The organism is Streptomyces sp. NPDC107517 (assembly GCF_055582645.1).
On the sequence record NZ_JBVJPM010000033.1, the window covers coordinates 20377 to 34949 of the forward strand.

General features: G+C 70.5%; 13 protein-coding genes. 4 read left to right on the forward strand and 9 right to left on the reverse strand.

From position 1 onward, the window contains the following. Positions 1–185: 185 nt before the first annotated feature. A complete protein-coding gene (locus tag ACZ67T_RS39930) occupies positions 186–2093 on the reverse strand; it encodes a hypothetical protein (RefSeq protein ID WP_469991111.1) in 1908 nt (635 codons plus the stop codon). Between the two features lie 212 nt (positions 2094–2305). Next, positions 2306–3124, reverse strand: coding sequence for an intradiol ring-cleavage dioxygenase (locus ACZ67T_RS39935; protein WP_469991113.1), 819 nt, complete (start codon positions 3122–3124; stop codon positions 2306–2308). A gap of 231 nt (positions 3125–3355) precedes the next feature. On the opposite strand from ACZ67T_RS39935, the gene ACZ67T_RS39940 reads away from it, so the two are divergent. Then, complete coding sequence (locus ACZ67T_RS39940) at positions 3356–4213, forward strand: SDR family NAD(P)-dependent oxidoreductase (RefSeq protein WP_469991115.1); 858 nt, start codon at positions 3356–3358, stop codon at positions 4211–4213. Between the two features lie 18 nt (positions 4214–4231). Here ACZ67T_RS39940 and ACZ67T_RS39945 read toward each other — a convergent pair whose 3' ends face one another. Then, entirely contained in the window at positions 4232–5011 is a 780-nt protein-coding gene (locus tag ACZ67T_RS39945; protein ID WP_469991117.1) for a GntR family transcriptional regulator, read from the reverse strand. A gap of 139 nt (positions 5012–5150) precedes the next feature. Between ACZ67T_RS39945 and ACZ67T_RS39950 the strand changes: the two genes are divergently transcribed. Continuing rightward, positions 5151–6095 (forward strand): alpha/beta fold hydrolase, encoded by a 945-nt coding sequence (locus ACZ67T_RS39950; protein ID WP_469991119.1) that lies wholly within the window; start codon positions 5151–5153, stop codon positions 6093–6095. A gap of 6 nt (positions 6096–6101) precedes the next feature. On the opposite strand, the gene ACZ67T_RS39955 is transcribed toward ACZ67T_RS39950, so the two are convergent. From ACZ67T_RS39955 to ACZ67T_RS39975, 5 genes are read right to left on the reverse strand one after another with little or no spacing between them, the layout of a single operon-like run. Further along, the gene (locus ACZ67T_RS39955) at positions 6102–6596 is read right to left on the reverse strand and encodes a carboxymuconolactone decarboxylase family protein (RefSeq protein ID WP_469991120.1); all 495 of its coding nucleotides are present in this window, start codon (positions 6594–6596) and stop codon (positions 6102–6104) included. Positions 6597–6640: 44 nt separating this feature from the next. Beyond that, positions 6641–7891: a carboxylesterase/lipase family protein gene (locus tag ACZ67T_RS39960; protein WP_469991122.1), complete on the reverse strand. Its 1251-nt coding sequence runs from the start codon at positions 7889–7891 to the stop codon at positions 6641–6643. Beyond that, positions 7888–9114 (reverse strand): amidohydrolase family protein, encoded by a 1227-nt coding sequence (locus tag ACZ67T_RS39965; protein WP_469991123.1) that lies wholly within the window; start codon positions 9112–9114, stop codon positions 7888–7890. The genes ACZ67T_RS39960 and ACZ67T_RS39965 overlap by 4 nt, the downstream gene beginning before the upstream one ends. Then, the gene (locus ACZ67T_RS39970) at positions 9111–9941 is read right to left on the reverse strand and encodes a fumarylacetoacetate hydrolase family protein (protein WP_469991125.1); all 831 of its coding nucleotides are present in this window, start codon (positions 9939–9941) and stop codon (positions 9111–9113) included. Before ACZ67T_RS39970 ends, ACZ67T_RS39965 begins: the two co-directional genes overlap by 4 nt. 6 nt (positions 9942–9947) lie before the next feature. Then, complete coding sequence (locus tag ACZ67T_RS39975) at positions 9948–10832, reverse strand: fumarylacetoacetate hydrolase family protein (protein ID WP_469991127.1); 885 nt, start codon at positions 10830–10832, stop codon at positions 9948–9950. A gap of 128 nt (positions 10833–10960) precedes the next feature. Between ACZ67T_RS39975 and ACZ67T_RS39980 the strand changes: the two genes are divergently transcribed. Together ACZ67T_RS39980 and ACZ67T_RS39985 are read left to right on the forward strand one after the other, a co-directional pair. Further along, positions 10961–11716, forward strand: coding sequence for an SDR family NAD(P)-dependent oxidoreductase (locus tag ACZ67T_RS39980; protein ID WP_469991128.1), 756 nt, complete (start codon positions 10961–10963; stop codon positions 11714–11716). A gap of 28 nt (positions 11717–11744) precedes the next feature. Beyond that, a complete protein-coding gene (locus ACZ67T_RS39985) occupies positions 11745–12527 on the forward strand; it encodes an SDR family NAD(P)-dependent oxidoreductase (protein ID WP_469991129.1) in 783 nt (260 codons plus the stop codon). 65 nt (positions 12528–12592) lie between these two features. Here the strand turns inward: ACZ67T_RS39985 and ACZ67T_RS39990 are convergent, their stop codons facing one another. Beyond that, a complete protein-coding gene (locus ACZ67T_RS39990; protein WP_469991156.1) occupies positions 12593–14560 on the reverse strand; it encodes a hypothetical protein in 1968 nt (655 codons plus the stop codon). Between the last annotated feature and the right edge of the window lie 13 nt (positions 14561–14573).

The following is a 14573-nucleotide window of genomic DNA, read 5'->3' on the forward strand; positions in this document are numbered from 1 at the left end:
GCACGCGGCCTAATGGATCCAGTGCTCACGCCCTGACGGGCGGGCACGCCACCCCATCAGCGGTCTGGCCTCCCGGCCGACCAGCAGGGGCACGGTCTGACCTCAGAGCTCGAAGGCTCCGGCGTCGAAAGTGCTCACCCGCTGGCGGCTACGGAACCGAGCATTCCCCGGTTCCGTAGCTCCCATTAGGCGACGGTGACGGTCACGGCACCCGTGTACGTGGTGCCCGGGACGAGGTCGGTCTCGACCCCGTCGACGGTCAGCTTCAGGCCCTTGCCCTTGACCTGCGCCGCCGCGTCGACGACCAGCCTGCTCAGGTACGAGGTCCCGGTGACGGTCCAGGATGCGCCCGCGCCCAGGTTCACGTGGACGCCGTTGTTGACGACGGGCCCGGGAGTGTTGGTGACGCGCCCCAACTGGTCGTACTCGGCGCTGGTGATGGTGTCGATCGCGTGCCGCGAGGTGGCGGCCGAGATGACGCCCCGCAGGCGCGTGGTGCCGTCGAAGGTGAGGACGAGGTTCTTGCCCGTCCGCATGGCGTTGTAGAAGTCGCCCTTCAGCGGGATGTCGGTGAAGGTGGCGGTCGCGTCGGCGGAGTGGACGGCGGTGACGTCGAAGGACGTGTCCCTCGTCGGGTCGGTGGTGGGCTCGGTGTAGACGCCGGTCATGGATCCGGGGTCGTCGGTCTCCATGACCTGGACGAGTACGCCGTTGCCCGCCTCGATGCGGGCGCCCGCGGAGCCGTCGACGACGATCGATGCCTTCTTGGCCTTGTTGAGGAAGGCGGTCTCCGCGGTGGTGAGGCGGGAGCCGCCGCCGAGGGTGACGGAGCCGCCGTCGCCGCTGTGCCACATCACGCCGAAACGCCGCGAGTCGAGAGTGCAGGGGCGCGGCTCCAGCGCGGCGAGTTCGGCCGCGCTCAACGCGAGCCCGAGGCTGTCGTCGAGCGCGGAGACGGCCTCGCGCGTGCTGTCACCGAAGGTGATCCGGCCGCCGGTGTTGATGGCGACGAAAGTGGCGACGTCGAAGTCCGTGCCGAGGAAGACGTCGGTACAGCTCTGCCCGTCCGCGTAGGTCCCGTACCCGGAGTCCCCCGTGATCGCCACCTTGCAGTTGACCGCCGACAGCTGGGCGCCCCGCACCGAGTCCGTCGACATCGCACCCCAAGCCTCCGACGACACCGAGGAGTTGAGGTACGTCGCGGTGCTGTTGCTGCCGATGAGGTTGGTCGCGCGGACGTTGCCTCGGATGCCGAGCATCCACGGCACGGTCATCATGTTGGCGCCGAAGCCGGGCGTGTAGTCGTCGGGCAGGACGCCTTCGCGGGCGTGGATCCGGGAGTTCTTCACGATGACGTCTGCGCCGTCGATGCTGATCACGCCGGTGCGCACGACTCCGCGCGTCTCGATGTCGGCGTCCTCGACGACGAGCCGCGTCCCGTCGCCACTGCCGGTGACGGCGCACCCGTAGGCGGCGAAGTCGCAGCGCCCGTTGCCGTCGAAGGCGACGCGGGGCCGGGTGAGCGTGTACGAGGCGCCCTCGGCGACGTAGAGGCCGTTGAACGCCTCGCCGGTGGAGGAGAAGCGGACGTCGCGGGCGTACGCGTCGGTGAGGCGTCCACCGACCGCGCTCGACAGCGCCGAGGCGGCGGCGACGACGCCCGCGGCGCCGACGTACACGCCGTGCCGCAGATGGAAGGTGGCGCCTGCGAAGGAGTACAGGTGCTCGGTGGCCGGAGTGATGACGATGTCACCGTGGTAGGTGCCGGCGGCGATGACCGTTGTCAGGCCGTACGTCCCGTCGAGCGCGGATCCGGTCTCCACGCCATCAACGGTGAGGGTGAGTATCCGGCCCTCGGGCGCGGCGAGTTGCGCGCCGTCGGCGACGGTCAGCCGGGACAGCCGGGTGACCGTGGTGACCTCCCAGGTCTCACCGGAGGCGACGGACCTGGCGGGAGCGGCGGGAGCGGCGGCGCCCGCCGCGGTCGTGGAGATCAGGGTGGCGGGCACGGCCGCGGCGAGCGCGAGGAGCACATGGCGTCGCGCGGGCGCCGCGGAGACCGAGTTGGATCCGGCGGTGGTGCGGTGGGTCACGGATGTCCTCCTTGAGGTGCGGCCGAAAGGGCCGGGCGGGAAGCGTGCGCCAGGAGTGAACCAGGCGGCATCCTCGGGAGGAAGCACCGATTTCCTGTGAACTGCCCTGAATGCCATGGGCGTTGGCCATGGAAGCCATACGGCGCGCCCATGCCGACTGCGCGGGGGCAGGAGTGGGCCGCCGCGCAGTCGACCGCTCGCCTCGGGCCGGGTCAGTCGGTGCTGACGCCGACCGTGAGCGTGGCCGCATAGCCGTCGGAGACGTCGCCGCCCAGAGCCGTCAGGGTGAGCAGCCCGGAGCTTGCGCCACCGCCGTCGTAGACGGTGTCGTCGTCGAGGGACGTCTCCTGCCCGGTGTTGGCGCTGTACGGGGACGCGGCCTGGACCTGCTCGTTGATGTCCGGGTCGAAGAACAGTTGGCCCGTGTGGATGATCTCCCCACCGGTGTAGGTGCCGTCGGTGAGCGTGACGTCGGTGTGCACCCGCATGTGGACGTGGACGGCGCGCGACACATAGTGCCCCGGCCAGATGGAGACGAGCTTCACCTGGCCGCTGGAGTCGGTGAGTTGGCCGCCGCGCAGGAAGGTGCCGTTGTCCTCCTCCTCGTGCCCGTTGCGACCGACGAAGCCGGAGTACTCGCCGAGTGCGTCGCAGTGCCACAGCTCCACGAGGGCGTCGGCGAGCGGCGCACAACCGTCGGTCTCGTCGACGACGGTGAAGGTGTACTCGACGGGGAAGCCCTCCTTGTCCTCGGTGATGTCCTCGCGGACGAGGGCGCCTTCGAGGGCGTAAGGCCCTTCGGTGACCTCGGCGTTGAGGGAGCAGACGACGGCGGCCGTCGTGGTCGCCCCCTTGCTCGTGGTGCTCCTCTCGGGAACGGCGTCGGCCGTGGCAGCCAGAACGCCTCCGGCGACCACTGCCACGGCGCCGCCGGCCGCGAGGACCGTGCGGCGGCTCAGGGCGGTGGGGGACGCCTTGTGGTGGGGGGTGTGCGGCTCGTGCTGCCTGTCGGCAGAGGAGTTTTCTGTCATGAGCACGGCAACATAGGGACGGAACCTGTGTCTCACATGGTCCGGGGCTGTGCATTCGGTAAGTCCACGGCGGCGACTTCAGTATCGCGCCAACTTCCCTAACCTGTCGACAGATTGAGAGATTTCGCGCGCCTCCACCCTTGACCGGCACCTAGTGTCGACACTAGGAAGGTTGTCGGCCTCGAAAGAACACTTTCGGTCGGCGTACGGCTGCAGAAGCGGAGGAAGAACGTGACCGGTTCCCCACCCCCTGGCACCCCCAGTACCGCCAGTACCGCCAGTACCGCCAGTACCGCCAGTACCGCCAGTACCGCCCCGGGCGGTCGGCTCGCCGGGAAGGTCGCACTCGTCACCGGCGCGGGCGCCGGCATAGGGCAGGGGTGTGCGCTGCTCTTCGCCGAGCAGGGGGCACGCGTCGTCGGCTGCGACATCGACCCGGCGGCCGCCAAACGCACCACCGAACTCGCGGCCGAACGCGGCCTGGACGTCCAGGTGTTGGCGCCGCTGGACATGACCGTGCCGGGCGATGCGCGCCGGTTCACGGACGAGAGCGTCGCGCTGCACGGACGGGTGGACACACTGGTGACAGCGGGGGCGATCGCACCGCACATGGCATCGACGGCGGACATGGACTACGAGGAGCAGTGGGCGCCCACCCTGCGGGGCGAGGCCGATGTCGTGTTCCTTCCCGTACAGGCCGCGTGGCCACATCTGGTGGCGTCCGGGGGCGGCTCGATCGTCAACTTCGCCTCGGTGAACGCGTTCCGCGGAAGTTCCGTGTTCGGCATGGTCGCGCACTGTGCCGGCAAGTCGGCGGTGCTCGGCATGACCCGCCAACTCGCCGTCGAAGGCGGCCCGTTGGGCATCAGGGCGAACACCATCGCCCCGGGCATGGTGCTCACCCCGGCCACCGAGTCGGCGGGCGCGCACGAGGGCGCGGCCCAGCAGTCGCTGCTCGCCCGGATCCCGCTGGGCCGGGTCGGGACACCACAGGACATCGCATGGTGCGCGGTGTACCTGGCGTCGGACGAGGCGGCATGGGTGACGGGTGGGAACTTCCCGGTCGACGGTGGCGTGCTCGCCAAGTGAGGGAGCGCCGTCACACGATCAGTCGACGCGCTTCCTGCGCCGCGTCCGGCCCGTCCCGCTCGCCGCCGCGTCCTCGGCGAGCTGCTCCTCCACCGCCCGCACCGCACGCACGGTGGCGCCCGCGATCAGCGCAGAGGCCAGCTCCCCGTCCCGCTCCTCGCACGCCTGCAGCAGCCGCTCCTGGTCGTCGACGCTGCAGGTCAGGCGCCCGGCCCGGGTCAGGCTGAGGTGGCGCAGCATCAGCGTGCGCAGGGCCAGCGAGTCGAGGATCTGTTTCAGGGTGCCGTTCCCGACGATCTCGGTCATCCGCTCCTGGAGCTGCACATGGCTCCAGAAGTACGTGTCCACGTCTCCCTTGTCGGCGAGCACGCGCATCTGCTCGACGCGCACCCGAAGTCCGGCCAGCTCCTCGTCGCTCGCCCGTTGGACCAGCAAGGAGGCGAGCATGGACAGGAGTTGGCGCCGCACCTGGTAGATGTCGCGGATGTCCTGCAGGGACGGCGCGGCGACGCGTGGCCTGCGCCGGGCCTTGATCTCGACGAGCCCTTCCTGCTCGAGCACCATCAGCGCTTCGCGCACCGGGGTGCGGCTCGTACTGAAGCGCCGTGACAGCTCGACACTGTTGAGGTCCTGCCCCGGCGCGAGCCGGCCCTCGATGATCCCGGCGCCGACCCACTCGGCGATCTGCGCGACCAGGGGCTCGCGCCGCTCGCGCAGCCGCAACAGCCGGGCGACGACCCCGGGGTCGTCCAGCGCAACGCTCTGCTCCGCCTCTTCGGCCTGTCCCGTATCCACCATTTGCGACACCTTGTCCACGCCCACAGCCGACCCAACGGTGTCGACACTACCCCAGCCTCCTCCACCAACTTCCGCTCGCCCTCTCGTCATTGCTCGTCTCCTGTCGACAGCACTCCGCCTTCCTGCTCCTGGAGGAACCATGCACGCACAATCCCGCGGACCGCTCGGCCGCCGGACGCTCCTGGCGGCCGCGACGCTCACCGCGGTCGCCACCGGACGCACGGCCGAGGCCGCCACGTCCACACCCGCGCACACACCCACCGACGACGCCCCGTGGCAGCCGGTCCCCGTCCCCGGGCAGGCCCCGGCCACCGATTACCAGATCCCGGTGTCGGGCGGCGGCAGCCTGTGGTGCTGGGACACCGGCGGCAAGGGCGCTCCGGTGATCCTGCTGCACCCGGGGTCGGGCAGCGCCGAGAGCTGGCCGTACCAGCAGCCGGTCCTCGCGCGGGCCGGGCTGCGCGTGATCTCGTACTCGCGGCGCGGCGCGTACGGCTCGGTAGCGGGCACGAAGGCCGAGGCGGACACGGCCTCCGGCGATCTGAACACCGTCGCCGACCACCTGGGCCTCGACCGCTTCCACGTCGTGGGCAGCGCGGCCGGCGGCCCGGTCGCCATCGACTACGCGCTCACGCACCCGGAGCGACTGCGCTCACTCACGGTGTCCGGCAGCGTGATGGGCATCAGCGACGCCGCGTACGCCGCGCTGACGAAGGCCCTGCAGCCGGACCCGTTCCATGACATGCCGGTGGAGTTCCAGGAGATAGGTCCGTCGTACCGGGCCGGGAACGCGGACGGCCTCGCGGCCTGGCTGGCGATCCACGAGCGGGCGAAGACGGCGGACGCGTTCCCGCAGTCGCTGGCCTCCACGATCACCTGGGCGTCCCTGACCACCATCAGGACACCCACCCAGCTGATCACCGGTGACGCCGACCTCTATCTCCCGCCGTCGCTGATGCGGCTCAACGCGGGGTACCTCGCCGACTGCCGTACGCAGGTGATCCGCGAGGCGGGGCACAACCCGCACTGGGAACAGCCCGCCGCCTGGAACGCGCAGATGGTGCGCTTCCTGCGCGACCACTGAGCCCGATTACCGCACGTCGAGCGCCACCAGGAACCTGGACACCATGTTGTACGTGGCCACGGTGGCGGTCAGCTCGACCAGCTCGGCCTCGGTGAAGTCGGCGCGCAGCGCGTCGAAGAGCGCGTCGGGCACGTGCACGTCGCGGGTCATCGCATCGGTGTAGGCGATGACCCGCGACGTCAGCGCATCCAACTCCGGTTCCGGCTTGCGGAGTTCGGCGAGCCGGGTGTCGTCGAGACCGGCCGCGCGCGCGTCGGGCTCATGCTGCCCCCATTCGTACGGGGCTTCGTTGAGGACGGCGATGCGCAGGATGATCGTCTCGCGCAGGTCGGCCGGGAGCGACATGCGGCGGCGCACGGCGCCGAGCAGACTGTTCCAGCCGTCGGCGAACTGCGGGCTGTGCAGCAGCATCCGGTCGAGGGGATGGAGGGAGCCGCCGCGCCTGGCACGGATCCGGTCGGCGCTCTCGCCGCTGCCGTCGGTGCCGGGGATTCGGGTCATGGAGGTGTGCACCTTTCTCGTAGGTCACTCGCAGGCCGCCCGGCTCACTCGCGGGCGGCGAACCGCCGCACGGCAGGCGCCTGCGGCCAGTCGGTGGCGCCGTGGATCACGAAGTGCGCCCACGCGTCACCCATGACGCGTGCGAGCTCATGGTCGGCGGGCGTCCAGGCCCAGTCCCGCTGCCCCAAGTTGTCGAAGACATACGGGAGTTCCGCGCTGTGGAAGACGCCGTAGCCGGGCAAGCCGTCGGCCGGTGGGGCGATGCCGTCGGGCACCGGCGGGGTACGGTCGAAGTGGTACTGCCATACGGGCGCGGCGCCGGCGGCGCGGTGGAGTTCGGCCCAGCGGTGCACGGGCCGGGCGAAGCGCTCGGCGCCGACGGCGTCGCGGGACTGCCCGTCGCGCGCGTACACCGAGCCCTCGTCCGTGTTCGTTCCGACGAGGAGCGGCACGGGGTGCTGGCGTCCGTCGGCGAAGACGTCGTCGGTGGGTTCCGTGAGCAGGGTGCCGTCGACGACAGGACCGTAATGCCCCTGCACGATCAGCTCGACGCCACTGGTACGACGCGCCGTCTCGGCGTCCATGTCACGTCCCGTCTCCGCGTACGCCCCCGGTAGCGGTCCTTCCGCCCGCCCGACGCCGGAGGCACTCTGCCCGATGGCGGCGCGGAACAGGCCGCGGGTCGCCTTCGCCGCCATGAGATGGCAGATGTGGGCGGCACCGGCGGAGTTCCCCGCGAGGGTCACGCGGGACGGATCGCCGCCGAACGCCGCGATGCTCTCCTGCACCCATTCCAGGGCAGCGACGATGTCGTGCAGCCCGTAGTTGCCGGGCCCGACGGCCGGGTGGGAGAGGAAGCCGAGGGCTCCCAGGCGGTAGTTGAGGGTGACGACGACGATGCCGCGCCGGGCGAGCGCCGCACCGTGCTGGATGTCCTGCCCGCCGTGCCCGTAGCGATTGCCCCCGCCGTGCACCCACACCATGACGGGCAGCTCGGCGTCGGCGGAGACCTCGGGCGTCCACACGTTCAGATACAGGCAGTCCTCGCTCATCACCAGGGCCCGCCGGTCCGCGAAGTTCGCCCGGTACATGAGCGAGTCGGCGGGCGGCTGGAGCTGCAGCGGGGCGGGCCCGTAGTCGAGCGCGGGCCGTACCCCGTCCCATGCCTCGGCCCGGCGCGGCGGCCGGAAGCGCAACGGGCCGACGGGCGGGGCGGCGAAGGGCACCCCCAGAAAGGACGCGACACCGGCCGCCCGGCTCCCCTCCACCTCCCCCGGCGACGTCCGCGCCCTCATCCGCGCCCTCCTGCGGCGGGCGCCTTGTGCAGGGCGCCGTCCTTCATGATGGCGAGCAGCCGTGCGCGGTCCTGGAGGACGCGGATGTCGTCGAGCGGCGAGCCGTCCACGAGCACCAGGTCGGCCAGGTATCCGGGCCGTACGAGTCCCAGCTCGTCGCCCATCCCCATGATCTGCCCGCCGTACTCGGTGGCGGCCCGCAGCGCCTGGGCCGGTGTGAACCCGAACCAGTCCACGAACAGCTCCAGGTCACGCAGATTGCGCCCGACCGGATTCCACGCGAACCCGTAGTCGCCGCCGGGCACGACCCGCACCCCGCGCGCGACCAGCTCGGGCACGACGTCGCACACGGCCTTGCGGGTCGCCTCGACCTCCATGCCGGGCGCCGGGTCCGCGTCGAGGTTGGCCTTGATGATGCCGGGTGTGGGCGCCACGAACACCTGGTCCCGCGCCGCACCGAGCATGTCGAGGACTTCCTCGTCGGCGAAGGTGCAGTGGTAGACGGCGCGGATCCCGTGCCGGACGGCCATCTTCACCGATTCGGCGGCATGGGCGTGCGCCGTCAGCCACACGCCGTGCGCACGCGCGGTGGCGGCAGCGGCGGCGACCTCGGCCTCGGTGAACTGCACGACGCGCGACGTCCCGGCGACCACGGCGCTCTCCCCGGACAGCGACAACTTCACGATGTCGACGCCGAGTTCGGCCATCTCCCGTACGAAGCCGGCCACGGAATCCGGGTCGTCGGCGCGGCCGTCGATGCCAGGGAAGTCGTACACCCCCGGCTCGACCATGCCGGCGCTCCCCTCCCACGAGGCCGCCTTCAGCCGCGGCCCCGGCAGCCACCCCTCGGCGAACGCCTTGCGTGCCGCGGTCTCCGTACGGGGGAGCCGGTTGCCGCCCGAGTAGGCGCTGGTGATGCCGTGGTCGAGCAGGACGCGGCCCGCGTGGGCGACGAGCAGGGCCTTCTCCTCGTCGGGTTCGTCGCGGGTGCGGGACAGGTGCTCCACGGTCGAACCGAAACCCAGGTGCGTGTGGGCGTCGACGAGGCCGGGCAGCAGGGTGGCACCCCCGCCGTCGACGACCCGGGCCGACCGCCGCAGATCGCCCGGCACACGGCCGGCGACCACAGCGATACGGGCGCCGTCCACCAGGACCTCGCCGGGGAACGGGTCGGTGCCCGTACCGTCGAAGATCCGTACATCCGCGAAGAGTGTGCGCGTCACGCTGTCACCTCCGCCCTGCGGAAGTGCTGCCGCAGCTCGCCGACTCCCTCGATCCGGCTGACGAGTTCGTCGTCCGGGGTGAGGAAGCGCGGCGGTGTACGGCGGTTGCCGACTCCGGCCGGTGTGCCGGTGAAGATCAGGTCGCCGGGAAGCAGCGGGCAGAAGTGGCTCAGATAGGAGACGAGCCGCGGGATCGGGAAGATCATGTGGGCGGTGCGGTCGTGCTGGACGACGTCGCCGTTGAGCTCACACGTCAGTTCCAGGTCGTCCGGATCGTCGATCTCGTCGAGGCCGACGAGGGCGGGACCGATCGGCCCGAAGCCCGGATGGGACTTGGCGAGCGAGAACTGCGGGGGCTTTCCGGCGAGTTGGGACACCCGCTCGCTCAGGTCCTGTCCGACCGTCAGCGCGACGACGGGCTCCCACCCCTTCTCCTGCGGCACCCGGTACGCCTCGCGCCCGATGACGGCGACCAGCTCCAGCTCCCAGTCGACGTTGCCGGGCGGCAGATCGACCGTGGCGTGCGGTCCGGTCAGGCAGGTCGGGAACTTGGTGAACACCAGCGGCTCGTCCGGGACTTGATGTCCGGCCTCCGCGGTGTGCGGGCGGTAGTTCAGCGCGACGGCGAAGACCTGCCGGGGCGCGACGACGGGAGCTTCGAGATCGGCGACGTCGTACGGGCGCCCGCCCGAGGCCCCGCGCGCCCAGTCCCGCACCTCGTCCCATCGTTCGACGGCGGCCCGCCCCTGGAACTCCTCCGGAAGCTCCACAGCGGACCCGACCTCTGTCAACAGCACGCCACGACCATCAAGTTGAGCAATGCGCATGACCCGTCACACCCACTGTTCCGCGGGTGGCTCCTGCGTACCGTACGCGTCCTTCCAGGACACGACGGAGTTGCGCAACAGGCCCACCCCCTCGATCTCGGCCTCCACCACGTCCCCCGGCTTGAGGTAGTTGGCGAACGGGTCACTGGTCGATGCCGCGACCCCTGCCACCGTGCCCGTGGTGATCAGATCGCCCGCGCTGTACGTCTGCGGGGAGTGGTAGGCGATGAGCTGCGGGATCGACACCGACATCCGGGAGGTGTTCGACTTCTGCCGGATGTCGCCGTTGACGCGCAGTTCCATGTCGAGGGCGTGCGGGTCGTCGATCTCGTCGGCGGTGACGATGTACGGGCCGATCGGGCAGAACGTCTCGATGCCCTTGGAGAAGGAGAAGACTCCCGACTCCATCTCGCGGCGCTGGATGTCGCGGGCCGTGATGTCGTTGAAGACGAGGTAGCCGCCGATGTGGTCGACGGCCTGCTCGGCGGAGAAGAAGCGGCCCGGTTTGCCTATGACGACGGCGAGTTCGAGCTCGTAGTCCAGCTCGTTCGTGAGGTTCTCGGGGTAGACGACCGGCTCGTCGGGGCCGACGATCGCGTCGACGTTCTGGAAGAAGACGATGCCCTTGTTCACCGGGTGCGACCAGTCGACGCGGGCCAGGTCCTCGTGGTGCTCCCGGAAGTTGCCGGCCGTGTGGAAGAACTTCTTCGGCACGATCGGCGCCCGCAGCCGGACGTCGGCCGCCGAGAAGACCCTGCCGCTCTCCCTCACCCGCCCCTCCCGCTCGAAGTACGCGCGAGTGGAGGGGACATCGAGCCCCACCACCCGGTCGTCTTCGATCCGCCCCACAAGACCCTTCTCGGGTCCGTGGTCGAACGTCACCAGCTTCATGCGCGACTCCCTGAGGGCTCTCGATCACCAACACCTTGTGTCGACACTCACCCTGCAACTAGTGGCAGTTGACGTCAAGAGTTCCGCAAAGTGTGGACACATGGCGGGAGTTGTCTTAGCGTCCAGCCATGCCGACAACCGAGCACATCCCCAACGGCCTTACCGGCCTCACCGCAAAACGGGCCCTGGTGGCCGGAGCGGGCGGAATCGGTGCCGCCGTCACCGATGCGCTCACCGGGGCGGGCGCCCACGTCGTGGTGGCTGATGTCGACAAGGACAGCCTCACCGCCGTCGCGGCCCACCACACCGTGGCGGCCGATCTCACCGACGCCGACGCCTGCCGCGAAGCGGTCACCCAGACCGTCCGCCTCCTCGGCGGCATCGACGTGTTCGTGCACGCGGTCGGCGTCAACGACCGCCGCCCGGTCCTCGAGACCCCCGACGAGGTCTGGCAGCGGATCCTCGACGTCAACCTCTCCAGCGCGTTCTGGCTGGGCAAGGCGGCGGGCGCACCCATGGTGGAACAGGGCTACGGTCGCATCGTCTACCTCTCCTCCGTCTCCGGCCTGCTCGCCCACGCGCACCACGCCCCCTACGCGGCCACCAAAGGCGGCGTGAACCAGCTCATGCGCGTCATGGCCCGCGAATGGGCGGCCGACGGTGTCACCGTGAACGCGGTCGCCCCCGGCTACACCGAGACCGACCTCACCCGCGCCCACCTGGCCCGCCCCGGGGTCCGCGCCTCGCTCGAATCCCTCGTCCCTGCGGGCCGGCTCGGCCGCACGGACGACCTGACAGGACCGGTCCTCTTCCTCGCGTCCGACGCCGCCGCGTTCGTCACCGGACAGGTCCTGTACGTCGACGGCGGCCGCACCCTCGTATAGCGAACCCCTGAGCATCCAGAGGAGAACAATGAACGCCGTCCCGCAGCGCTTCACCGGAAAGACCGTTCTCGTGACCGGCGCCGGCACCGGATTCGGCGCCGAGATCGCCGTGCGCGCCGCGCAGGAGGGCGCGGACGTCGCTGTCCACTACCGCAGCTCCCGCGAGGGAGCGCAGGCAACTGCCGCCCGGATCGGCGCACTCGGCCGCAAGGCCTTCCTCGTGCAGGCCGACATCGCCGAGCGCGCCCAGATCCAGCGCATGGCGGACGAGGTGTGGGGACACTTCGGCCGCCTCGACGTCGCCATCAACAACGTAGGAGACGTGGCACGCGAACAGATGTCGTGGCGGGACGTCACCGAGGAGTCCATCGACCACGTCCTCGCCGTGGACGTGAAGGGCACGATGCTGTGCACCCACGAGTTCGGGGCGCGGATGCTGGAGCAGGAGGGCGGCGGCTCGATCGTGAACATCGGCTCGACGGTCGTCGCCAAGGGCAGCCCACGGGCCCCGCAGTACGCGGCGGCCAAGTACGGCATCATCGGCCTCACCAAGTCGTACGCGCGCGCCTTCGCCCCGGCCGTACGCGTCAACGTCTTCGCCCCCGGCTTCATCGAGACCGAGGCGACCCTCGGCCGCGAGGACTGGAAGAACGGCCGTGGCGACGAACTGCGCGCGGCGACCCCGATGGGCCGCATCCCCGGCCCGGAGGAACTGGCGGGCACGGCGCTGTTCCTGGCGACGGCCGATGCCACGCACATCACCGGCGGATTCCTCGTCGCGGACGGCGGGTTCAACATGCTGGGCGCGTAGGGCAGTTGACACCAAGGAGAAAGGAGGGGCCCGGGGAATCCCCGGGCCCCTCCGTCATCCCCGGCTCACGTCACGGTCAGCGTGATCGCCCCGCTGTACTTGGTGCCGGGCGTCAGCGTCGTGGCCGCGCCGTCGACGGTCAGCGTCAGCTTCTTGCCGCGCGGGCCGACGACCTTGGCATCGGCCGCCACATCGAGGACGCTCAGGTACGACGTGGCGGTGACGGTCCACACGGAGCCACTGCCGAGCGTGACAAGGACGCCGTTGTTGACCACGGGCTGCACACTGTTGGTGACCTCGCCGATCTCCCGGAAGTCGGCCGCGGTGATGGTGGACACCTTGTGCTTGACGCCGCTGGCGGAGATGACGCCTTCGACACGGGACTTGTCGAAGGACAGAGCGAGGTTCATGCCCTCCAGACTTCCGGTGCCGCCGCCCCACACCGAGTTGTAGAAGTCGCCGCGCAGGTCGATGTCGCTGAAGGCGCCGACCGCGTCCGCCGAATGCGCCGAACTCACGTCCCATGACGAGGACTTGGTGGCTGTTCCCGTCGGCTCGGTGTACGTGCCGATGGTCTCGCTGCTCCACACCTTGCCGGTGACCGGGATGCTGCTCGGCCGGTCGGTGTCCATCAGCTGGAAGAGGACACCGTTGCCGGCCTCGATGCTCGCGCCCCCCGAGCCGTCGACGGTGACGTTCGCCGCCGACGCCTTCGAAAGGAAGGTCGTCTTCTTCGTGCGGACCCGGGTGCCGCCGTCGATGACGACGCTCGCGGCGCCGTACCACATGAAGCCGAACCGACCGGAGTCGAGCCGGCACGACTGCCGTCCCAGTTGCCTCAACTCGCTGGGAGTGAGGCCGAGTTCCAGCGAGTCGTTGAGGTCGGCGACCGCGGCACGCGTGGAGTCGCCGTAGTGCGCCGAGCCGCTCCACGCGATGAGGACATAGTCGCCGACGTCGAACGTCGACCCCAGGAAGTGCTCGGTGACGTCGCCGATCGCGTACGAGCCGTAGCCGATGCCGCCGGTGTTGGCGATGCGGCTGTTGATGCCGGTCAGGGTGCAGTCGCTGCCGCCGTCGACGGACAGGGCGCCCCACGTCTGGGACGAGATGGAGGAGTTGATGTACGAGGCGCGGGTGTTCGCGCCGAGGAGGTTCGTGGTGCGGACGTTGCCGGACAGGCCCAGCATCCATGGCACGGTGATCATGTACTTGGTGTCGCCGGTGCCGGAGCTCGGGTACTCCTCGGGCACTGTGCCGTTGGCGCAGTGCAGCACCGAGTTCTTGACGATGACGTTCGCCGTCGCGTCGGCGACGACGGCGGTGCGCACGACGCCCTTGTTGTCGATGTGCGCGCCGTCGAGGACGAGGGTGGTGCCCTCACCGGTGCCGACGACGGAGGCGCCGTAGCCGATGAAGTCGTTGCGGCCGTTGCCCCGGTAGGCGATGTCGGCGCGCCGCAGGGTGTACGAGGCGCCTTCGGCCACGTACACACCGTTGAACGCCTCGCCGGTGGAGCGGAGTCGGACACCGTCGGCGTACGCGTCGGTGACCCGGCCGCCGACCACGCCCGTCAGGACGGACTTCCCCTTCGCCACTCCGTCCGCGCCGACGTACAGGGCCTGCCGGAAGGGGAAGGTGAGGGTGGAGTACGCGACCGGGGTGGCGGTCGCGACGGTGAGGACCACGTCGCCCCGGTAGGTGCCGGGTGCGAGGGGTGCGTCGGCGCCGCCGAGGCCGTCCGTCAGCTCGGTCAGCCTGGAGCCGGTCTCCACGCCGCCGACGGTGAGGCTGAGGCTGAAACCGGCCGGAACGGTCAGACTGCCCCCGTCCTCGATGACCAGCTCGCCGAGCCTGGTCGTCCGCCGCACCTCGACGCTCTCGCCGGACTTCACGGTGAGCGAGGCCGTGGTGCGTGTGGCGGCGCGGGCCACCGTGGGAACGGCGAGCGGGGTGGCGAGTGCGGCGGCCGCGACCATCAGGGCGCGCGGGCGCGCTCTGAACGAGACCTGACGCTCGGCAGTGGTTCGCATGTCGTGCACGTGT